The organism is Halomonas sp. PGE1 (assembly GCF_013000985.1).
GTDB classification, from domain to species: Bacteria; Pseudomonadota; Gammaproteobacteria; order Pseudomonadales; family Halomonadaceae; genus Halomonas; species Halomonas alkalicola.
The window spans coordinates 3,038,804-3,058,515 of sequence record NZ_CP053032.1; the positions used below are offsets into that span (position 1 = coordinate 3,038,804).

The following is a 19,712-nucleotide window of genomic DNA, read 5'->3' on the forward strand; positions in this document are numbered from 1 at the left end:
GTCATGCGAGCCACGCCGCGATCGACTCGGCCACCTCCCCCACGGCGGCGGGCTCCAGGTGGAGGTGGTGGCCGCCGGGCAACACCCGGCGCGCAAGCCCCGGCAGGGCGGAGCGCGCCACGCAGGCGCGCTCGCTCTCGCCGAGGATCCCCGTCTCCCCTTCGACCAGCAGCGTCGGGCAGCGGATGGCGGCCAGGCAGGCCATCACCTGTTCCGGGCAGAAGCGCACCGGCGACGGCCGGACCAGGCGGCTGTCGGTGCGCAGCCCGACCCGCCCTCCCGGGAGCGCCATCAGGTTCCTGGCCACCAGGGGGGCGGCGGTCTCGGCATCGATGGGCGTGGCGCCTCCCGCGACCCGCGCCGCCACCGCGGTCTTTTCATCAGGATAGTGCGGCGCGGGCGAGGGTGCGCGACGGTGGGCCAGCAGGCCTCGGCGCAGCTGGTCGGGGGCACGCTCGGCCTCGGTGGTCACCGCCCCCAGGCCATCGATCAGCACCAGGCGTTCGAGCCGCTCCGGCAGGGCCGCCGCGGCCAGGCAGGCCACGCCGGCTCCCATGGAGTGGGCCAGCAGGCTGAGTTGCGAAAGGCCCAGTTCGTCGGCGGCGTCGAGCACGTCGTGGCAGTAGTCCCACAGGGCGTAGTCGCCCGGCGAGTGGGTCGAGTGGCCGTGGCCGGTGAAGTCCAGCGCCACCACCCGGATGCCGAGGCGCGCCACCAGCTCGGGCGCCAGCCGCGAGAAGCTGGCGGCGTTGTCGAGCCAGCCGTGCAGGGCCAGCCAGGTCGGCGCGTGTTCCTCGCCCCAGGCCAGGGCCGCCAGGCGGCCCTCGGCCAGCCGCAGCTCACGGGGAGCGGTCATGGCCGTGCCTCCAGCAGCGCGTCCAGGGTCTCGAGCAGGATCCGGCGGGCCTCCTCGGGATGCTCCATGGGGAACATGTGGGTCCCCGGCACCAGGGTCACCGGCACCCCATGGTGCGCGAGGCGGCGCCGGCGGCGCGGCGTCAGCAGGTCGGAGTCCTCGCCGGCGAGCAGGGCAAAGGGCACCCGCAGGCGCCTCGGCAGGTCGCCGAGATGGTCCGGCAGGTGGCAGAAGATCTCCACCTCCACCTGGGGGTCATAGACCAGCACCGCCCGACCATCGTCGAGCAGGCGGGTACCGCCCTCCACGTAGTCGTCGAGGGCCTCCGAGGTGAAGCGACGAAACAGTCGGCGACGGCGCAGCGCATGGCGCATGGCCTCGCGGTCGGGCCACAGGGTGCGACGCCCGCGGCTGTAGCGCGCCGGGGTCACCCGCTCCACGAAGCCCAGGCGCTTGGCGACCTTCATCGCCCAGGCATCCAGCCCCAGCATCAGCGGCGGGTCGAGCATCACCACGCAGCGGAAGCGCTCGGGGGCGGCCTCGGCCGCCATGGCCATCAGCACCCCGCCCATGGAGTGGCCCACCCCGATCACCGGCCCCTCGAGCGTCTCGAGGGTATGCAGCAGCTCGTCGCGCAGCGCCAGCCAGTTGTGGCCTACCGGGAAGTCGGGATGGTGGCCGAGGCGGTCGAGGGGGTGCACATCGAAGCGCTCGGCCAGGGGGCCGAGGAAGCTGCGATAGCTCGAGCCGGGAAAGCCGTTGGCGTGGGCGAAGAGCAGGCGTGGACGATCGGTCGATGGGGTCATGGCGGCATCCGTGGTCGGGCGGGCGGTGCCCGTCTGGCCGTAGCAGGCTAACGGGATTACCATGATTCGCCAAGTCACCTACCGGCCTGCCCTTTTTCTGGAGCCCCTGTGAACGCGACCCCCAAGCCCCCTCGTGACACCCGCACCCGCAACCGGATCTTCTTCACCGCCGTGATCGCCGCGATCCTCGTCGGCCTCTGGCTGGCCCGCTAGGGCGCCGCCAGCATGGAGCTCTCCGCCCTCTTCCTCCAGACCCTCGAGGTCACCCTGCCGGTGTTCGCCATGGTCTTCATCGGCCTGGGCCTCAAGCGCGCCGGCTGGATCGATGCCGCCTTCGTCTCCACCGCCTCCCAGCTGGTGTTCCGCGGCACCATGCCCGCCCTGATCTTCCTGAGCATCATCAAGGCCGACCTGGACGCGACCCTCAACCCGGCACTGCTGGGGTTCTTCGCCGTGGCCACCCTGGGCAGCTTCCTGTTCTGCTGGGGCTGGGCCCGGCTGCGGGTGCCCTATGCGGAGCGCGGGGTCTACATCCAGGGCGCCTTCCGCGGCAACTGCGGCATCGTGGGGCTGGCGCTGGCCGCCGGCATGTACGGCGACTACGGCCTCTCCGCCGGTGGTCTGCTGCTCGGGGTGGTGATCCTGACCTACAACGCCTTCTCGGTGGTGGCCCTGGCCACCTACCAGGAAGGCCAGAGCGCGGACTGGCGCAGCATCCTGTCGCACATCGCGCGCAACCCGCTGATCCTGGCCGTGGTGGCGGCCATCCCGGTGGCCGCCCTGGAGCTGCACCTGCCGGGCTGGCTGATGACCTCCGGGGAGTACTTCGCCTCCCTGACCCTGCCGCTGGCGCTGATCTGCATCGGCGCCACCCTGTCGCTGGGCGCCATCCGCGAGTCAGGCCGCCTGGCCACCAGCGCCAGCCTGCTCAAGATGGTGACGGTACCGGTGCTGGCCACCACCGCGGCTTGGCTTGCCGGCTTCGAGGGGCGCGAGCTGGGGGTGATGTTCCTCTTCTTCGCCAGCCCCACGGCGGCCGCGGCCTTCGTGATGGCCAAGGCGATGGGGGGCAACGCCGTGCTCAGCGCCAATATCATCGCCCTGACCACCCTGATGGCCAGCCTGACGATCACCGTCGGGGCCTTCGCGCTCAAGGTAGCCGGGTTGATCTAGTCAGGATTCGGGAAAGCGGCGCCTGGGGTATCACTCAAGGCTGTTCCGGCGACAGGCCTACGAGGGGGCGCTATGAATACGTCCCTGTACGCTACTTCGGCCATCCCTGGTCCTCAGACCCCCTCTACGACCTGTCCCCGACGCCTATCGCTATCGCACTCTCGGCGTCAAATCAGAGGGCGTGGTGAAGCCCACCAGGCGGGCGCAGCCCGCGGCCCAGACGTCGGCCTCGAGCTCGGCGACGGCCGCGGTGGAAAAGCCGAGCCCGCGATCGGCGCGACCCTCCACCAGCAGCCCGGTGAGCGCGCCCACCAGCGGCATATGGCTCACCAGCAGCCGCGGCCGCTCCGCGGGCCGGGCCAGCAGCCAGTCGGCCACCGCCGCGGGGTCGTCGTCGGGGGTGATGATCGGCAGCGTCTCCACCGCGGCGCCAAGCGCCTCGCCGATGATGGCGGCGGTCTGTCGGGCGCGGAGGAAGGGGCTCGCCAGCAGGTGCAGCCCGGCGAGGTCGCAACGCTCGGCCAGCCAGGCGGCCTGGCGGGCGACCTCCCGGCGTCCATGCTCGGTCAGCGCACGCTCGGCGTCGGGCCACCCCGCCCCCGCCTCGCCGTGGCGCAGGATCAGCAGGCGTTCAGCCATGCCGGCCTCCGGTCTCCCGGTGGGCCTGCTGCACGTCCTCCCGGGAGAGAATGAACTCCACGTCGCTGCTCTGCTCGCCGAGCATCAGCATGCGCGCCATCTCCTTGGCCGGCACCCCCTTGAAGAGCACCTGATAGAGCCCCTCGGCGAGCGGCATGTAGACCCCGTCCTGGCGCGCCTTGTCGCGCACCAGCCGCACGGTGTTGACCCCCTCGGCCACCTGGCCCAGGGCCTCCACCGCCTCGTCCAGGGTCTTGCCCTCGCCGAGCGCGTAGCCGACGCGGTAGTTGCGCGACAGGGCCGAGGAGCAGGTCACGATCAGATCGCCGACCCCGGCCAGCCCCAGGAAGGTCATGGGGTTGGCGCCCCGATAGACGGCGAAGCGGCTCATCTCGGCCAGCGCCCGGGTCATCAGCATGCTGCGGGTGTTCTCGCCCATGCCGAGTGCGGCGGCCATGCCGGCGGAGATGGCGTAGATGTTCTTCAGCGCCCCGCCCAGTTCGACGCCATGGCGATCGTTGCTGGCATAGACCCGGAAGTAGTCGCAGCCGAGTGCCGTCTGCACCCGGGTGCGGGTCTCGGGATCGTCGCTTGCGATCACCGTGGCGGTGAGCTGCTTCTGGGCGATCTCCGAGGCCAGGTTGGGCCCCGAGATCACCCCGATATGCGGGAAGCCGGTCTCCTCCTCGAGGATCTGGCTCATCAGCTTGAAGCCCTCCTCCTGGATGCCCTTGGTGGTGCTGACCAGGATCTGCGCCGGGGAAAGCCAGGGGCGCGCCTGGCGCACCACTTCCCGGAAGGCCTTGGAGGGGATCGCCACCAGCACCAGGCCGGCCCCGTCAAGCACCTCGGCCATGTCCGTGGAGGCGACCACCGCGGGGTTGATGGCATAGTCCGGCAGGTAGCGGCCATTGCGATGCTCGCGGTTGATCTGCTCGGCCAGCTCGGGGTCACGCAGCCACTGGCGCACCCTGGCGCCATTGTCGGCGGCGATGCTGGCCAGGGCGGTGCCGAAGCTGCCGCCCCCCAGCACCGCCACGTTCATCTGTTCCTCTGCCATGGTCGGCCCCGCCTGTTGGATTGAAATCGGGTTGGTGGATGAAACGGGGATTGTAGCGAAAAAGGGGCCCGAATCGGCAGCCGATTCGGGCCCTGCAGACGATCCTTGCGGCCGGCGTGGCCGCGCATCGCCCCTAGTCGATCAGCGAGAGCAGCGAATCGATGCTCTCCCGGGCATCGCCGTAGAACATCCGGGTGTTCTCCTTGTAGAAGAGCGGGTTCTCGATGCCCGAGTAGCCGGTGCCCTGGCCGCGCTTGCTGACGAAGACCACCTTGGCCTTCCACACCTCCAGCACCGGCATGCCGGCGATCGGACTGTTGGGGTCCTCCTGGGCCGCCGGGTTGACGATGTCGTTGGAGCCGATGACGATCGCCACGTCGGTGCGCGGGAAGTCGTCGTTGATCTCGTCCATCTCCATCACGATGTCGTAGGGCACCCGCGCCTCGGCCAGCAGCACGTTCATGTGCCCCGGCAGCCGCCCGGCGACCGGGTGAATGGCGAAACGCACCTCCTTGCCCGCCGCGCGCAGCTTGCGCACCAGCTCGCTCACTGCGTTCTGGGCCTGGGCCACCGCCATGCCGTAGCCCGGGACGATGATCACGCTGTCGGCGTTGTTGAGGGTCGCCGCCACCCCGGCGGCGTCGATGGCCACCTGCTCGCCCTCGATCTCGGCCGCCGGGCCCTTGACCCCGCCGAAGCCCCCCAGGATCACGCTGATGAAGTTGCGATTCATCGCCTTGCACATGATGTAGGAGAGGATGGCACCGCTGGAGCCCACCAGGGCCCCGGTGACGATCAGCAGGTCGTTGGAGAGGGTGAAGCCGATCGCCGCCGCCGCCCAGCCCGAGTAGCTGTTGAGCATCGACACCACCACCGGCATGTCGGCGCCGCCGATGCCCATGATCAGGTGGTAGCCGATGAAGAACGCCAGCGCCGCCAGCGCCAGCAGGGTCCAGAAGCCGGCGCCGTTGAGGTAGGCGATCGCCAGCACCAGGCAGACGACCGCCGCCCCGGCATTGAGCAGGTGCCCCCCGGGCAGCTGGCGCGCCTTGCCGTCGACCTTGCCGGCCAGCTTGCCGAAGGCGATCACCGAGCCGGTGAAGGTCACCGCCCCGATGAAGATGGCGAAGATCACCTCCAGCTGGAGGAAGGTCAGTTCGTCCGGAGCCTTGGTGGCCACCAGGGCGGCGAAGGCGGAGAACTCCTGGTGCGTGGCATCGAGCGCGCGGGCGGCCAGCACCCGGCGCCGCTCCAGGTCGGCGTTCCAGGCCACGAAGACCGCGGCCAGGCCGACGAAGCTGTGCAGGGCCGCCACCAACTGGGGCATCTCGGTCATGGCGACCCGCTTGGCCACCACCCAGCCGATCGCCGCACCGATGGCGATCAGGGGCAGCATCAGCCAGTGGGCACCGATGCCGGGGCCCAGCGCGGTGAAGAGCACCGCCACCGCCATCCCGGCGATGCCGTACCAGACCGCCCGCTTGGCCTTCTCCTGATTGCTCAGCCCCCCCAGGGAGAGGATGAAGAGCACGCTTGCCGCGATGGCCGCGGCGGACACGAATCCTTGACTCAGCATCTCGACTCTCCGGGATCAGGACTTCTGGAACATCGCCAGCATCCGGCGCGTGACCAGGAAGCCGCCAACGATATTGATGGTGGCGATCAGCACCGAGATCGCCGCCAGCAGCACGACGATGCCGCTGCCCGAACCGATCTGCAGGATGGCGCCGAGGATGATGATCCCGGAGATGGCGTTGGTGACCGCCATCAGCGGCGTGTGCAGCGAGTGGCTGACGTTCCAGATCACCTGGAAGCCGACGAAGCAGGCTAGCACGAAGACGATGAAGTGCTGCATGAAGGAGGCCGGGGCGATCTGGCCGAGCAGCAGCATCAGCGCGCCCCCCACGCCCAGCAGGGTCACCTGGCGGCGGGTCTGCTCACGGAAGGTGGCGAGCTCCGCGGCCCGCTTCTCCTCCGGCGTGGGTGCCTTCTCCCGGGGCTTGGGCTTGGCCGCGGCGATCGCCTTCACCTTGGGCGGCGGCGGCGGGAAGGTGATCTCGCCGGCGTGGGTCACCGTGGCGCAGCGGATCACGTCGTCCTCCATGTCATGGACGATGGCCCCCTCCTTCCCGGGGGTCAGGTCGGTGAGCATATGGCGAATATTGGTGGAGAAGAGCAGCGAGGCCTGGGTCGCCATCCGCGAGGGGAAGTCGGTGTAGCCGACCACCACCACGCCGTTGTCGGTCACCACGCGCTCATCGGGCCGCGTCAGGTCGCAGTTGCCCCCCTTCTCCGCGGCCAGGTCGACGATCACCGAGCCCGGCTTCATGGCCGCGACCATCTCCTCGAGCCACAGCTTGGGCGCCGGCCGGCCCGGGATCAGCGCCGTGGTGATGACGATGTCGATGTCGGGCGCCTGCTCGCGGAACAGCGCCAGCTGCTTCTCGCGAAACTCCGGGCTCGAGGGCGCCGCATAGCCGCCGGTGGCCGCGCCATCCTGGCTCTCCTCGAAGTCGAGGAACAGGAACTCCGCACCCATGGACTCGATCTGCTCGGCGACCTCGGGCCGCACGTCGAAGGCGCGCACCACCGCCCCCAGGCTGACCGCCGTGCCGATGGCGGCAAGCCCGGCCACCCCGGCGCCGATCACCAGCACCCTGGCCGGAGGCACCTTGCCGGCGGCGGTCACCTGGCCGGTGAAGAAGCGCCCGAACTGGTTGCCCGCTTCGATCACCGCCCGGTAGCCGGCAATATTGGCCATGGAGGAGAGGGCATCCATCTTCTGGGCCCGGGAGATGCGCGGCACCATGTCCATGGCCACCACCGTGGCTCCCCGGCCGCGGCAGGCCTCCAGCAGCGCCTCGTTCTGGGCCGGCCAGAAGAAGCTGATCAGCGTCTGCCCCTCCCTCAGCCAGCCGGCCTCCTCCTCGTCCGGCTCGCGCACCTTGATCACCACCTCGGCCTCGCGCCACAGCGCCTCGGCCCCCTCGACCAGGGTGACGCCCGCCTCGCGGTAGGCGGCATCGGAGAAGCCGGCGGCCTCGCCGGCGCCGGCCTCGATCAGGCACTCGTGGCCCAGTTTGCGGATCTGGGCGGCACTCTCCGGCGTCAGCGCCACGCGCGCCTCGCCCCTGGCCCGCTCTCGGGGTGCTCCTATCTTCACGTCGCTCTCTCCATCGCTGACCTGGCGGGGCCCTGGCCGCCGCCGACTCCCTCAGCCTAGGCCACCGCGGCATTCTCGTCCGTTGCCACTTTCGACGCGTGGCGAGGTGTCGCACCCGAAACGACGACGCCACCCCGGAGGGTGGCGTCGGATCATGGCCTGGCCGAGTCGGTCAGGCGGTGAGCAGGGCGTTGAGGCGCTTCACGTAGGCCGCCGGGTCATCCAGGTGCCCGCCCTCGGCGATGATCGCCTGATCCAGCAGCACGTGGGCCAGGTCGGTGAAGGCGTCACCCTCGCCCTCCTCCAGCTTCGCCACCAGGGCATGCTCGGGGTTGAGCTCGAGGATCGGCTTGACCTCTGGCAGCGCCTGGCCGGCGGCCTCCATGATGCGACGCATCTGGAAGCCCATCTCGTGCTCGGGCAGCACCACGCAGGCCGGCGAGTCGGTCAGGCGGTGGGTCACCTTGACCGCCTGGACCTGGTCGCCCAGCGCCTCCTTGACCCGCTTGACCAGCTCCTCCTTGGCCTTGGCGGTCTCCTCCTGGGCCTTCTTCTCCTCCTCGCCCTCGATCTCGCCGAGGTCGAGCTCGCCCTTGGCCACGTCGACGAAGCCCTTGCCCTCGAACTCGTGGAGATGGCTCATCAGCCACTCGTCGATGCGATCATGCAGCAGCAGCACCTCGATGCCCTTCTTGCGGAAGATCTCCAGGTGGGGGCTGGACTTGGCCGCGTTGAAGCCATCGGCCACGATGTAGTAGATCTTCTGCTGCCCCTCCGGCATGCGCGACACGTAGTCGGCCAGGGACTGGTCCTGGGTGGCGCTGTCGGTGTGGGTGGTGGAGAAGCGCAGCAGGCCGGCGATCTTCTCGCGGTTGGCGAAGTCTTCCGCCGGACCCTCCTTGAGCACGCTGCCGAAGGTGTTCCAGAAGCGCTGGTAGGCCTCGCCGTCCTTGGCCAGCTTCTTGAGCATGTCCAGGGCGCGCTTGGTCAGCGCACTCTTGATCTTCGCGACCTTGGGGTCCTGCTGCAGCAGCTCGCGCGAGACGTTCAGCGAGAGGTCGCGGGTGTCCAGCACCCCCTTGATGAAGCGCAGGTAGAGGGGCAGGAACTGTTCGGCGTCGTCCATGATGAAGACGCGCTGGACGTAGAGCTTCACGCCCCGGGCGCCGTCGCGCTCATAGAGGTCGAAGGGCGCGCGGCCGGGCACGTAGAGCAGGCTCGTGTACTCCAGCTTGCCCTCCACCTTGTTGTGGCTCCAGGTGAGCGGATCGCTGAAGTCGTGGGCCACGTGCTTGTAGAAGGCCTGGTACTCCTCGTCGGAGATCTCCCCCTTGGGGCGCGACCAGAGCGCGGTGGCCTCGTTGACGGTCTCCCAGGTCACCGTCTCGCTGCCCTCGATCTCCTTGCCCTCCTCGTCCTGGGCCTTCTCGACCCGGGGCATGCGCACCGGCACCTCGATGTGGTCGGAGTACTTGCGCACCAGGCTCTGCAGGCGGAAGTCGTCGGCGAACTCCTTCGCATCGGCCTTGAGGTGCAGCACGATCTCGGTGCCATGAGCCTCGCGCTCGACGTCGGCCACGGTGAACTCGCCCTCGCCCTTCGAGCGCCACTCGACCCCCTCGGCCGTGTTGCTGCCCGCCTTGCGGGTGCGCACCGAGACCTCGTCGGCGACGATGAAGCCGGAGTAGAAGCCGACGCCGAACTGGCCGATCAGCCGCGCATCCTTCTGCTGCTCCCCGGAGAGCTGCTTGAGGAACTCGGCGGTGCCGGAGCGGGCGATGGTGCCGAGGTTGGCGATGACCTCCTCGCGGCTCATGCCGATGCCGTTGTCACGCACGGTCACCGTGCCCGCCTCGGCGTCGTGCTCGATCTCGATGCGCAGCTCGCTGTCGCCTTCATAGAGGGCGTCGTTGTCCAGCGCCGCGTAGCGAAGCTTGTCGCAGGCATCGGCGGCGTTGGAGATCAGCTCGCGCAGGAAGATCTCCCGGTTGGAGTAGAGGGAGTGGATCATCAGGTGAAGCAGCTGCTTGACCTCGGTCTGGAAGCCAAGAGTTTCTTCGTGCGTGGCAGTGGTCATGTGTCCTGGACCTCGTCGACAGGTTCTGCGGCGAGCGGTGCCGCGGGGTGAATCACTGTCGCCGATATGGGGCCCCAGGCGCGCTTTTCAAGCCTTGCCGCGACTCATGTCTCGCCGCTGGCCGGCTCCCCCAGCACGAAGTGCAGCCGCGCCGTGGCCACCGGCAGCGCTTCGTCCTCCTGCCAGGCGCTGACCCGGACGTTGGCCAGGCGGCGCCCCTCACGCAGCAGCGAGCAGCGCGCGAAGGTGGGCACCACCCGGGCGGTGCGCAGGTAGTCGATGGAGAGGTCGACGATGCGCGGCAGGCGGGGCTCCCGGGCGGCCAGCAGCAGGTCGAGGGTCGCGGCGGTCTCCATGAAGGCGGCCACTACCCCGCCATGCAGCGCCGGCAGCAGCACGTTGCCGACGTTGCCGGCAGCGGGCTCGAGCCGGAAGCGCAGCCCTTCGCCGCCGGGGTCCGGCTCGGCGCTCACCCCGATGCGGCGCGCATAGGGAATCAGCGCCAGCCAGGCCGCCACATCGCCCTCGGTGCGGGTGCGCTCGAGCCACGCCACGTCATCGAACCCTTCAGGCATCGCGGCTCTCCTCGTCATGCTCGTCGGCAAACAGCGCCTCGGCGAAGCCGGGCGGCGTATTGCGCGGCCCCAGCCGCACGAAGTTGCCGATGCCCCGGGCCACCGGCTTGCCCTCCTCCTGCCACAGGGTTCCCTCGGTGAAGACCACCGAGGCGGTGACCCCGACCACCCGCGCCTCGGCATGGAGCGCCAGGCCCGCCACCGCCGGGCGGAAATGGTCCACCCGCAGGTCCAGGGTCGGACACACCTCCGGCGCCGGCAGCCCGCGCAGCACGGCGCTACCGCAGGCGGTGTCCAGCAGCATGGTCAGCACCCCGCCATGGACCAGCCCGCGGGAGGCATCGCCCAGCAGGTCGTCGCACCAGGGCAGACGCATGCGGACGGCCTCGGCGTCGGCCGTAAGCACCTCGAGGCCCAGTTCGCGGGTATGGGGAATCACCCGCACGAAGCGGGTCAGGGCCCGAAGCCAGGCCTCGGGGGATCGGTCGGCACGGGGCGTCACACCGGGGCTCCTCTTGGTGACGCAAGTTGGTGGCGCAAGACATTCCAACAAGCGTTTGAAACGATCATGCCAGACTACCCGCGGGGCCGGCTGGGCACAAGGCGCCGCCCGTCAACGCAGCCCCCGCGTCGGTTACCGTTTTCCCCTACCCAGGCGGCCCGTAATGCGCCACGATAGGAGCAATCGGACGTCAACTCCCGGAGATCCTCGCCATGCGCCAACGCCCCCCCCGCCCCGCAACACGGCACCCGGCGCAGCGGCATCCGGCGCCTCAGCACCCTGCTGAGCGCCCTGGCACTGTCGCTGCCGTTCTCGCTGCCGCTGGCACAGGCCGATGACCGCGCGATGCGCGACGCCCTGGAAGCGGCGCGCAGCCAGCAGTGGGAGCGCATCGACCAGCGCGCCATTGCCGACCACCCGCTGGCCGGCTACGTGGAGTACCACCGCCTGCGCACACGCCTGCCCCAGGCCGAGCCGGGGCAGGTCCTCGACTTCATCGAGCGCCACGCCGACTCTCCCCTGGGCGAGTGGCTGCGCGGCCAGGCCATCGCCCAGTACGGCTATGCCGGCCGCTACGGCAGCCTGCTGGCCGTGGCCGACGGCGAGCCGGCCGGCACCGCCCGCCAGTGCTACTACTATTCTGCCCTGCTCGGCAGTGACCCCCAGGCCGCCGCCGAAGGCGGGCTTTCCCTGTGGATGGTGGGCCGCTCCCAGCCGGACGCCTGCAACAACCTCTTCAGGGCCCTGCGCGACCGTGGCGTGATCGGCGAGCAGCAGGTCTGGGAGCGCAAGATGCTGGCCTGGCAGGCCGGCGAGACGGGGCTGGTCAGCTTCCTGGGCCGCCAGCTCGGCAGCCGCTGGGAGGAGGCGCGCCAGGCCCAGGAGCGCCTCTCGGGTGACTTCGCCGCCGTGACCCGGGTGCCGACCTGCCTGGGCCCCGAGTGCCGCGGCTCCGGCCCGCTGTTCGCCGCCGCCATGCACGGCTTCACCCGCGCCGACACCGAGGCAGCCCTGGAGGCGTGGCGCAAGATCGCCCCCCCACCTGCCCATCGAGCGCCAGCACCATGAGGCCATCGAGCGCGACCTGATCTTCTACACCCTGGTGCGCGACATCCGCCACAATCGCGGCTGGGTCGACGGCGCGCTGGCCGGACGCAGCGACGCCGACCTGCTGGAGCTGCGCGTGCGCGCCGCCCTCTCCGACCGGGACTGGCGCGGCGTGCTTGACTGGCTGGCGCGCATGACGCCCGAGACCCGCGACGACAGCCGCTGGCACTACTGGGCGGCCCGCGCCCACGAGCGGCTCGGCGACGACGCCCGGGCCCGGGAGGCCTATGCCCTGGCCGCCGAGGGGCGCAACTTCTTCGGCTTCGCCGCCGCCGACCGCCTGGGCCAGCCCTATGCGCTCAACCTGGAGCGCAACGGCTTCGACGACAGCTACCGGCAGCAGGTCTCCCGCTGGCCGGCCGTGCAGCGCACCGAGGCGCTGCTGCGCATCAACGAACCCGGCCTGGCCGCCAGCGAATGGTATGCGGCCGTGGAGCGCGCCGGCGAGCGCGAGGCCCGCGCCCTGGCCGACTACGCCCAGCGCCGTGGCTGGCATGCCAAGCTGGTGCAGACCACCATCACCGGACGCATGTGGGACGCCCTGGACTGGCGCTTCCCGGAAGCCTACCGCGAGCACTTCCTGCACTGGGGCCGCATGACGGGGGTCGACCCCTACCTGCTGATGGGCATCGCCCGGCGCGAGAGCGCCTACAACCCCGAGGCGGTCTCACCGGCCGGCGCCCGCGGGCTGATGCAGGTGATGCCCGGCACCGCCACCCAGCTGGCTCGCCAGCTCGGCATCAGCGACCCCGGCGCCTACGGGGTGCTCGACCCGGAGCTCAACATCCGCCTGGGCAGCACCTACATCCGCGACATGCTCAACCGCTACAGCGGCAACCGCCTGGCCGCCGCGGCCGCCTACAACGCCGGCCCCGGCCGGGTCGACCGCTGGCTGGCCGACGCCCCGGAGGAGTTCGACCTCTTCGTGGAGAGCATCCCCTTCCGCGAGACCCGCCTCTACGTGCAGGCGGTGCTCAGCTACCGGGCGATCTTCGAGAGCCTCGCCAACGGCGGCTCGAGCCAGGGCGTCTCCATGCTCAGCCCCACCGAGAAGACGGTGCGCTACGACCGCTCGCTGCTGGCCAGGAACTGAACCCCCGTCCCCGCGAGCCCACAACGACACCGCCCCGGCCATGGCCGGGGCGGTGTCGTTACTGCCATGCCCGATGGCTCAGGCCGGGGGGCGCTCCAGCGCCAGCTTGATGCCGAAGGCGATCAGCACCACCCCGGTCACCCCGTTGAGGGCCCGGGAGAAGAGCCGGCTGCCCAGCAGGCGCCCGGCGCTGCCCACCATCACCGCCACGCCGATCTGCCACAGGTTGGCGATCACGAAGTGCACCCCGGCCAGGAACAGCGACTTGGCAAGCGCGGGGTCGCCGGGGGCGATGAACTGGGGCAGGAAGGCCATGTAGAAGACCACCGTCTTGGGGTTGAGCACGTTGGAGAGCAGTCCCTCGCGCAGCGGCCGCCACATCGGTACGGGCCGGCGCTCGCCGCTGACCCCCGCCACCGGCAGCCCCTGGCCGCGCCGCGCCGCCAGCAGGCCCTGCACGCCCAGCCAGACCAGATAGGCGGCCCCGGCCAGCTTGAGCAGCTGGAAGGCCCAGGCCGACTGCAGCAGGATCAGCGAGATCCCCAGCGCCGAGACCGCGGCATGCACGAAGAGCCCGCAGCAGATCGCCAGGCTGGTCAGCACGCCGTCCCGCACCCCGCCCCGGGCGGTGTTGCGGATCACCAGCAGGGTATCGACCCCGGGGCTGATGGAGAGCAGGGTAATGGCCACCAGGAAGGGCCAGAACTGGGCATCGATGAACATGGGCCGGGGCCTTCCTTGCGTCGAGTGGCGGGCTTGCTGCCCGAGGGGATTCGATCTACAGTGGATTTGCGGCTGACGGACGGCGTGATGAACACCGGCCTGTCAGGGAGCCTCGGCACCGCACCGCAGCGTAGGTCAGCAAGAAACAAGTCGTCGGCTGTCGTTCGATCACCTCGATCCACCCAGTGCGCACTTCTTTGCTTGCCCCGTCCACGCACCTCGGGACTCGCTCCGGCGAGCCCGGTACGACCATTAAAGTATGTTAAGGAAATCGACAATGGCAACTGGCACTGTCAAGTGGTTCAACGACACCAAGGGCTACGGCTTCATCTCCCCGGACGACGGCGGCGATGACCTGTTCGCTCACTTCTCCGAGATTCAGGCTGAGGGCTTCAAGACCCTGCAGGACGGCCAGAAGGTCACCTTCGAGGTCACCCAGGGCAAGAAGGGCCTTCAGGCCTCCAACATCCGCCTCGCCGACTGATTCGGCGACGCGGCCGGCGGCGCCAAGGCGCCGCCGCTGTCACGAGAAGGCCCACCGCACGGTGGGCCTTTTTTGTGGCCGGCGCTCGGGGACGGCGGCTCAGCGCTCTTCCGACTCCGACTCCATGGGCTCGAACTCGTACTCCTCGACCTCCATAGGCTCGAATTCGGGAAGCTCCTGCTCCACCGCATCGAACTGCTCCTCGAGGCGACGCTGGGCCTCCTCGAAGCGCCGCTCCTGCTCCTCGATGATGGCGTCGATATCGGAGCGGGACGGCCCGCCGGTATCCAGCGCCTCGTCGTCCAGGCTCGAGTCGAAGTCCATTCCCGCATCGAAGCCCTCGTCGCCCTCCATGGGCTCGGGCACGGCGGCCTCCTCCTCGGCCTCCTCGAACTGCTCCTCGATGCGCCGCTGCGCCTCCTCGAAGCGCCGCTCGGTCTCCTCGAGCATGGCGTCGATCTCGTCCCGGGTGGTCTCCCCGGGCAGCGCCGCGCCCTCGTCCAGGGTGCTGGCCGGGGACTCGCCCAGGGTCTCGGCCTCGGGAATCTCTTCGGGCACCTCGTCCGGCGCCTCCTCGGCGGGCACCGGCTCCTCGGCCGCGTCATCCACCAGGCCGGCCTGCTCCTCCGGGGGCAGCTCGTCCTCGAGGGCCTCCGGCTCCTCGGCAGGCGCCGCGCTCTCTTCCTGGGCGGCGGGCTCGGCCGCGGGCTCCTCGGCGGCCGGCGGGGTCTCGTCGCCGTTGCCACAGCCGGCCAGCCCCAGCGCCAGCAGCGCCGCCAGCAGGGCGGGTTTCCAGGGTCTCTTCTGCATCTACCTGCTCCTGCATGTCTGACATCTGAGAGAAACATATTCCACCAGAGGCGGCAGGCCTACCGCAAGCCGCGCCCCGGCCCAGTTGTGTAAACCCACCTAGTCGTCGCGCAGGGGGAGCGGGCAGCCCAGGGTCCAGGCCACCGCCCGCAGCAGCTCGGCCTCCTCCGGGGCGATCCGGCCATCCTGCTCCACACAGCACACCATGGCGGCCAGCAGCGGCGCCCGTTCGGCCTGGACGAGCCGCACCAGGCGGGCCATGGCCCAGTCCAGGTCCGCCGCCGAGGGCGGTTCGCGCACCAGGTCCAGGGCCACGCCCAGCGCCCTTCCGGCCTGCTCGAGGGACTCACGCTGCTCATCCGGCGTGGCCTGGCCGGCGCGGGCCAGGGTGGAGAGCAGCAGCGACAGCGGCCCCGCGAGGTCGCGCAGATGCCGGTCGCGTCGCGCCCGGGGCTCGCCCTCGATGCCGGTCAGCACCAGCCGGTGCAGCGCCCACTGCAGGGCACCAGGCACGGTTTCGGCCGCCATCAGGCCGGTGAGGCAGGCCCGAAAGCGGGCGAACTGGGCGGCAGAGAGCTGGCGCAGCTGCGGCAGGGCCAGCTCGATCAGCGGCAGGCGATCCCCCGGGGTCAGCGCCGCCAGGGGCTCGGCCAGGAGATCGAGTTCGCGCAGCACCTCGGGCAGCGCCTGATTGGCCAGCACGCGCCGCTGGGCATCGCGGCTCACCGGGTCGGCGTCCATCAGGATGCCGTAGACCAGCGCCCGGGCCGCGAAGGGCTCATGGGCGGCGTCGATCAGTCGTGGGTCGATGCTGGCCAGCCGGCGTCGCGCCGCGGCCAGGGCCGCCGGGTCGGGCTGACCGACGCTGGCCACCACCGCGCCGGCGATGGCGACCCCGGCGAGAGCACCGCCGACGCCCACGCCCATGCCCCCGCCGAGCATGCCATCCCGCGGCGCGGAGGCCGCCGCGGGCCGAGCCGGCGGGGCCTTCGGCCTCGGCGCGAAGGGCTCGGGCAGGGTGCCGTCCCAGCGCGGCAGCACCCGGCGGATGCGCGCCTCCAGGGGCGGGTGCGTGGCGGTGAATCGGCTCAGGTGGCGCACCCCGCTGCCGAAGTAGAGGTGGCTGAACTCCGCGGCGTGGGGCGCCATCAGCCGCGAGCCCAGCCGATAGGCGGCCAGGGTCTTCAGGGCACCGCCGATGCCCTCGGGGTTGCGGGTGTACTGGACGGCACTGGCATCGGCGAGGAACTCGCGCTGGCGGCTCACCGCCGCCTTGATCATGTTGCCGCACAGGGTGCCGGCATAGCCGACCAGCATCAGCGCCGCCCCGCCGGCCATCAGCCCCACCTGGGCACCGCCGCCGCGACGCGACGCGCGCCCGCGTCCCGACATCGCCGCTCCTCGCAGCAGCAGCTGGCCGATCAGGCCGATCACCAGGATGCCGTGGAGCAGCGCCACCAGGCGCAGGTTGAGGCGCATGTCGCCGTGAAGGATATGGCTGAACTCGTGGGCGATGACGCCCTGCAGCTGGTCACGGTCGAGGTGCTCGATGGCCCCCCGGGTCACCCCGATGGCGGCATCGTGGGTCTGGTGGCCGGCGGCGAAGGCGTTGATAGCGGCGTCCTCCAGCAGGTAGACCGCCGGTACCGGCATGCCCGAGGCGATGGCCATCTCCTCCACCACGTTGAGCAGCTGACGCTCGTCGGCGTCCCGGGTCTCGGGGTTGAGCAGACGGCCCCCGAGCGCTTCCGCCACCGCCGAGCCGCCGGCGCGCAGCTGAAGGTGGCGCATCGCCGCGCCCCCCACCACCACGGCCACCACCCCCAGCGCCACCCAGGCGAAGAGCTCGGGCTCGAGGGCGCGGGCCAGCGGGTCCGGTCCGCCCAGTTGGCCATCCATCAGCACCACGGCCAGCGCCACCAGCACGCTGGCCGCCACGACCAGGCCGACCACCGCCAGCAGCAGCAGCACGACCAGGCGCCCGGTCTGGCGCCGGGCGCGGTCCTGGGCGGTAAAGAAATCCATGGGCCGCCCCCGTCAGAAGCTGACGCTTGGCGCCGCCTGGATCTCGGCGCTGTCCGCGAACTCCAGCAGCGCGGCATCCTGCTTGTGGCCGAAGGAGGCCGCCATGACCACCGGCGGGAAGCTCTGCTTGTAGGTGTTGTACTGCATCACCGCGTCGTTGAAGGCCTGGCGGGCGAAGGCCACGCGGTTCTCGGTGCTGGTCAGGGTCTCGGAGAGCTGGCGCATGTTCTCGGAGGCTTTCAGGTCCGGGTAGGCCTCCATCACCACGTTGAGCCGACCGAGTGCCGCTCCCAGCGCCCCCTCGGCGCCGGCAAGCGCCGCCATGGCCCCCGGCTCACCGGGGTGGGCGGCGGCGTTCTGAAGTCCGGCCAGGGCGCCGTTGCGCGCCTCGGTCACCGCGGTCAGGGTCTCGCGCTCGTGGCTCATGTAGGCACGGGCGGTCTCCACCAGGTTGGGAATCAGGTCGTAGCGCCGCTTGAGCTGGACCTCGATCTGGGCGAAGGCGTTCTGGTAGCGGTTCTTCAGCGCCACCAGGCGGTTGTAGACCGCGACCGCATAGACCACCAGCAGGCCGAGGATCACCAGCGGCAGGATCATCGAGAGTGACATGGTCGACTCCTTGTCGAGATTGGGAGGGCAAGACGGCTTGACCCGTATCAAGGTCCTGACCCGCGGGCAGGTCATGTCGTGGCAGGGGCTTGATGCTATCATCGGCACACACCGGCCCGGCAGGGACAGCTTCAAGGCTAGCAGGCCGGCGCCCCGGGGTCGCCACCGGGATGATCCAAGAGACGATTCAGGGAGCCGAACTTGGCCGAGCAACTCAGGGACTTCGCCCACGCCTTTCTCCATGCCCTGCGCAACCTGATGCCGATCATCGTGGTGGTGGTGGCCTTCCAGGCGCTGCTGTTCCGCGAGTGGCCCGACGGCGGCCTGAGCATCGCCATCGGCCTGCTGATCGTGGCCATCGGGGTGGCGCTCTTCCTGCAGGGGCTCGAGCTGAGCATCTTCCCGGTGGGCAAGCGGCTCGCCAACCAGTTCGCGAGGCGCGGCTCCATGCCGCTGCTGATGGCCTTCGGCTTCGCCATCGGCTTCTCGGCGGTGGTGGCGGAACCGGCACTGATCGCCGTGGCCGAGCAGGCCTACGAGATCAGCGAGGGACGCATCGACGCCCTCACCCTGCGCCTGATCGTGGCCACCTCGGTGGGCCTGGTGATGGCGCTGGGCGTGCTGCGGGTGATCCTCGGCCACCCCATCCACTGGTACATGATCGTCGGCTACATCCTGGTGGTGGCGGTGACCTTCTTCGCGCCGGAGGAGATCGTCGGGCTCGCCTACGACTCCGGCGGCGTCACCACCAATATCGTCACCGTGCCGCTGATCGCCGCCCTGGGCATCGGCCTGGCCTCCTCCATTCGCGGGCGCAACCCCCTGATCGACGGCTTCGGCCTGATCGCCTTCGCCTCCATCTTCCCTATCGTGACCGTGATGAGCTATGCCATCCTGATGGAACGGGTGGCCCACTGGAGAGAGAGGCAATCATGAAGTTTTCCCTGCTGGTGGCCATCGTGCCCGAGGAACTGGAGCAGGAGTGCATCGATGCGGCCACCGAGGCCGGCGCCGTGGGCATGACCCTGATGTCCGGCCGCGGCATCGGCGGCGAGCGCAAGAAGACCTTCTTCGGGCTGACCTTCGAGGGCAGCCAGAGCATCATGCTGCTGACCCTGGAGAAGGGCCTGTCGCTCAAGGTGCTCAAGGCGGTGCGCCAGGTCCTCAACCCCACGGGAGAGGACTCCAAGGGGCTGGTGATGACCCTGCCCGTGGAGCATCTCGGCGGCATCGACATGGCCCAGGTCAAGCGCTTCGAGGAACGACTCAGGCAGGATATCTGAGCGCCACCCACTGACGGAGAGAGACAATGCTGGTCAAGGACATCATGATGCGCGACGTGGTGACGGTGTCACCCTTCGCCACCCTGCGCGACGCCCTGGCGCTGATGAAGAAGCACAACCTCAAGTGCCTGGTGGTGGAGCAGCAGGACCCCCACGACGCCTGGGGCCTGATCACCTACACCAATATCCTCAAGACCATCGTGGCCGAGAACGGCGACATCGACCTGATCAACGTCTACGACGTCTGCGCCAAGCCCGCCATTGGCGTCGGCGAGTCCCTGGACGTGCGACACGTGGCCAGGCTGATGACCGACAGCATCGTCAAGCGTGTGCTGGTGCTCGACGACAACCGCCTGCTCGGCCTGGTGACCATGGACGATATCGTGGGTACCGTTCTCGACCTGATCGAGTGATGCACGGGACCCGCTGACATGGAAGAGTTCTTTACCTGGATCGGCAGGACACTGGGCGAGGTGATTCGCTTTGCCGTCGACCTGCTGACCGGCTTCTTCGCCAACATCGGCAATGCCGCCCGCGGCTTCCTGGATGGCCTCTCCGGGGCGCTGGGCATCTCGCCGTCGCTGATCAGCCTGGTGGTGCTGGTGCTCGGGCTCTGGCTTCTGTGGAAGGGCTTCCGGGCGCTGATGCGCCGGGCCATCATTGCCACCCTGATCTGGTGGCTGCTGGGGTTGATGGTGTTGAGCTGGCTGATTTATTAACCACCTTC

The 19,712-nt window shown here is 69.9% G+C and carries 19 protein-coding genes and 1 pseudogene; 7 read left to right on the plus strand and 13 right to left on the minus strand.

The annotated features are described in order from the left end of the window. Position 1 precedes the first annotated feature (1 nt). Together HIR79_RS14365 and HIR79_RS14370 are read right to left on the minus strand one after the other, a co-directional pair. Positions 2–856 (minus strand): alpha/beta fold hydrolase, encoded by an 855-nt coding sequence (locus HIR79_RS14365; protein WP_169958864.1) that lies wholly within the window; start codon positions 854–856, stop codon positions 2–4. Next, positions 853–1,662, minus strand: coding sequence for an alpha/beta fold hydrolase (locus HIR79_RS14370; protein ID WP_119021616.1), 810 nt, complete (start codon positions 1,660–1,662; stop codon positions 853–855). Before HIR79_RS14370 ends, HIR79_RS14365 begins: the two co-directional genes overlap by 4 nt. Before the next feature lie 225 nt (positions 1,663–1,887). On the opposite strand from HIR79_RS14370, the gene HIR79_RS14375 reads away from it, so the two are divergent. After that, positions 1,888–2,835: an AEC family transporter gene (locus tag HIR79_RS14375; protein WP_169958865.1), complete on the plus strand. Its 948-nt coding sequence runs from the start codon at positions 1,888–1,890 to the stop codon at positions 2,833–2,835. Between the two features lie 150 nt (positions 2,836–2,985). On the opposite strand, the gene sixA is transcribed toward HIR79_RS14375, so the two are convergent. From sixA to HIR79_RS14410, 7 genes are all read right to left on the minus strand, one after another. Further along, positions 2,986–3,474 (minus strand): phosphohistidine phosphatase SixA, encoded by a 489-nt coding sequence (gene sixA / locus HIR79_RS14380; protein WP_169958866.1) that lies wholly within the window; start codon positions 3,472–3,474, stop codon positions 2,986–2,988. After that, a complete protein-coding gene (locus HIR79_RS14385; RefSeq protein ID WP_169958867.1) occupies positions 3,467–4,534 on the minus strand; it encodes an NAD(P)H-dependent glycerol-3-phosphate dehydrogenase in 1,068 nt (355 codons plus the stop codon). The genes sixA and HIR79_RS14385 overlap by 8 nt, the downstream gene beginning before the upstream one ends. Before the next feature lie 133 nt (positions 4,535–4,667). Further along, entirely contained in the window at positions 4,668–6,110 is a 1,443-nt protein-coding gene (locus HIR79_RS14390) for an NAD(P)(+) transhydrogenase (Re/Si-specific) subunit beta (RefSeq protein WP_119021620.1), read from the minus strand. Positions 6,111–6,125: 15 nt separating this feature from the next. Further along, entirely contained in the window at positions 6,126–7,697 is a 1,572-nt protein-coding gene (locus tag HIR79_RS14395; protein ID WP_169958868.1) for a Re/Si-specific NAD(P)(+) transhydrogenase subunit alpha, read from the minus strand. A gap of 172 nt (positions 7,698–7,869) precedes the next feature. Then, positions 7,870–9,774, minus strand: coding sequence for a molecular chaperone HtpG (gene htpG, locus HIR79_RS14400; RefSeq protein ID WP_169958869.1), 1,905 nt, complete (start codon positions 9,772–9,774; stop codon positions 7,870–7,872). A 104-nt stretch (positions 9,775–9,878) separates the two neighbouring features. After that, positions 9,879–10,349 (minus strand): PaaI family thioesterase, encoded by a 471-nt coding sequence (locus HIR79_RS14405; RefSeq protein ID WP_169958870.1) that lies wholly within the window; start codon positions 10,347–10,349, stop codon positions 9,879–9,881. After that, on the minus strand, positions 10,342–10,851 hold the full coding sequence (locus tag HIR79_RS14410; RefSeq protein WP_169958871.1) for a PaaI family thioesterase: 510 nt from the start codon (positions 10,849–10,851) through the stop codon (positions 10,342–10,344). The genes HIR79_RS14405 and HIR79_RS14410 overlap by 8 nt, the downstream gene beginning before the upstream one ends. A 345-nt stretch (positions 10,852–11,196) precedes the next feature. Between HIR79_RS14410 and HIR79_RS14415 the strand changes: the two are divergent. Continuing rightward, positions 11,197–13,051 (plus strand): annotated as a pseudogene (locus HIR79_RS14415) (transglycosylase SLT domain-containing protein). Positions 13,052–13,129: 78 nt separating this feature from the next. Here HIR79_RS14415 and HIR79_RS14420 read toward each other — a convergent pair. Continuing rightward, positions 13,130–13,774: a LysE family translocator gene (locus HIR79_RS14420; RefSeq protein WP_119021626.1), complete on the minus strand. Its 645-nt coding sequence runs from the start codon at positions 13,772–13,774 to the stop codon at positions 13,130–13,132. A gap of 277 nt (positions 13,775–14,051) precedes the next feature. Here HIR79_RS14420 and HIR79_RS14425 point away from each other — a divergent pair, with 277 nt between their 5' ends. Further along, complete coding sequence (locus HIR79_RS14425) at positions 14,052–14,258, plus strand: cold-shock protein (protein WP_110069349.1); 207 nt, start codon at positions 14,052–14,054, stop codon at positions 14,256–14,258. A gap of 99 nt (positions 14,259–14,357) precedes the next feature. On the opposite strand, the gene HIR79_RS14430 is transcribed toward HIR79_RS14425, so the two are convergent. The 3 genes from HIR79_RS14430 to HIR79_RS14440 form a co-directional block, all read right to left on the minus strand. Further along, positions 14,358–15,068 carry a hypothetical protein gene (locus tag HIR79_RS14430; protein ID WP_119021627.1) on the minus strand — a complete coding sequence of 237 codons (711 nt, stop codon included), beginning with the start codon at positions 15,066–15,068 and terminating at the stop codon, positions 14,358–14,360. Between the two features lie 99 nt (positions 15,069–15,167). Further along, on the minus strand, positions 15,168–17,093 hold the full coding sequence (locus HIR79_RS14435; protein WP_169958872.1) for a M48 family metallopeptidase: 1,926 nt from the start codon (positions 17,091–17,093) through the stop codon (positions 15,168–15,170). A 12-nt stretch (positions 17,094–17,105) separates the two neighbouring features. Continuing rightward, positions 17,106–17,702 (minus strand): LemA family protein, encoded by a 597-nt coding sequence (locus HIR79_RS14440; protein WP_119021629.1) that lies wholly within the window; start codon positions 17,700–17,702, stop codon positions 17,106–17,108. A 201-nt stretch (positions 17,703–17,903) separates the two neighbouring features. Here HIR79_RS14440 and HIR79_RS14445 point away from each other — a divergent pair, with 201 nt between their 5' ends. From HIR79_RS14445 to HIR79_RS14460, 4 genes are read left to right on the plus strand one after another with little or no spacing between them, the layout of a single operon-like run. Then, positions 17,904–18,638 carry a DUF1538 domain-containing protein gene (locus tag HIR79_RS14445; RefSeq protein ID WP_249322168.1) on the plus strand — a complete coding sequence of 245 codons (735 nt, stop codon included), beginning with the start codon at positions 17,904–17,906 and terminating at the stop codon, positions 18,636–18,638. Next, positions 18,635–18,985 carry a P-II family nitrogen regulator gene (locus HIR79_RS14450; protein ID WP_119021630.1) on the plus strand — a complete coding sequence of 117 codons (351 nt, stop codon included), beginning with the start codon at positions 18,635–18,637 and terminating at the stop codon, positions 18,983–18,985. Before HIR79_RS14445 ends, HIR79_RS14450 begins: the two co-directional genes overlap by 4 nt. A gap of 26 nt (positions 18,986–19,011) precedes the next feature. Further along, the gene (locus HIR79_RS14455) at positions 19,012–19,398 is read left to right on the plus strand and encodes a CBS domain-containing protein (RefSeq protein WP_119021631.1); all 387 of its coding nucleotides are present in this window, start codon (positions 19,012–19,014) and stop codon (positions 19,396–19,398) included. Between the two features lie 18 nt (positions 19,399–19,416). Next, complete coding sequence (locus HIR79_RS14460; protein ID WP_119021632.1) at positions 19,417–19,704, plus strand: hypothetical protein; 288 nt, start codon at positions 19,417–19,419, stop codon at positions 19,702–19,704. Positions 19,705–19,712 lie beyond the last annotated feature (8 nt).

Coding starts and splice junctions, on each gene's coding strand:
- HIR79_RS14365 (WP_169958864.1), bottom strand. CDS start 856: ATGACCGCTCCCCGTGAGCTGCGGCTGGCCGAGGGCCGCCTGGCGGCC.
- HIR79_RS14370 (WP_119021616.1), bottom strand. CDS start 1,662: ATGACCCCATCGACCGATCGTCCACGCCTGCTCTTCGCCCACGCCAAC.
- HIR79_RS14375 (WP_169958865.1), top strand. CDS start 1,888: ATGGAGCTCTCCGCCCTCTTCCTCCAGACCCTCGAGGTCACCCTGCCG.
- sixA (WP_169958866.1), bottom strand. CDS start 3,474: ATGGCTGAACGCCTGCTGATCCTGCGCCACGGCGAGGCGGGGGCGGGG.
- HIR79_RS14385 (WP_169958867.1), bottom strand. CDS start 4,534: ATGGCAGAGGAACAGATGAACGTGGCGGTGCTGGGGGGCGGCAGCTTC.
- HIR79_RS14390 (WP_119021620.1), bottom strand. CDS start 6,110: ATGCTGAGTCAAGGATTCGTGTCCGCCGCGGCCATCGCGGCAAGCGTG.
- htpG (WP_169958869.1), bottom strand. CDS start 9,774: ATGACCACTGCCACGCACGAAGAAACTCTTGGCTTCCAGACCGAGGTC.
- HIR79_RS14405 (WP_169958870.1), bottom strand. CDS start 10,349: ATGCCTGAAGGGTTCGATGACGTGGCGTGGCTCGAGCGCACCCGCACC.
- HIR79_RS14420 (WP_119021626.1), bottom strand. CDS start 13,774: ATGTTCATCGATGCCCAGTTCTGGCCCTTCCTGGTGGCCATTACCCTG.
- HIR79_RS14425 (WP_110069349.1), top strand. CDS start 14,052: ATGGCAACTGGCACTGTCAAGTGGTTCAACGACACCAAGGGCTACGGC.
- HIR79_RS14430 (WP_119021627.1), bottom strand. CDS start 15,068: ATGCAGAAGAGACCCTGGAAACCCGCCCTGCTGGCGGCGCTGCTGGCG.
- HIR79_RS14435 (WP_169958872.1), bottom strand. CDS start 17,093: ATGGATTTCTTTACCGCCCAGGACCGCGCCCGGCGCCAGACCGGGCGC.
- HIR79_RS14440 (WP_119021629.1), bottom strand. CDS start 17,702: ATGTCACTCTCGATGATCCTGCCGCTGGTGATCCTCGGCCTGCTGGTG.
- HIR79_RS14450 (WP_119021630.1), top strand. CDS start 18,635: ATGAAGTTTTCCCTGCTGGTGGCCATCGTGCCCGAGGAACTGGAGCAG.
- HIR79_RS14455 (WP_119021631.1), top strand. CDS start 19,012: ATGCTGGTCAAGGACATCATGATGCGCGACGTGGTGACGGTGTCACCC.
- HIR79_RS14460 (WP_119021632.1), top strand. CDS start 19,417: ATGGAAGAGTTCTTTACCTGGATCGGCAGGACACTGGGCGAGGTGATT.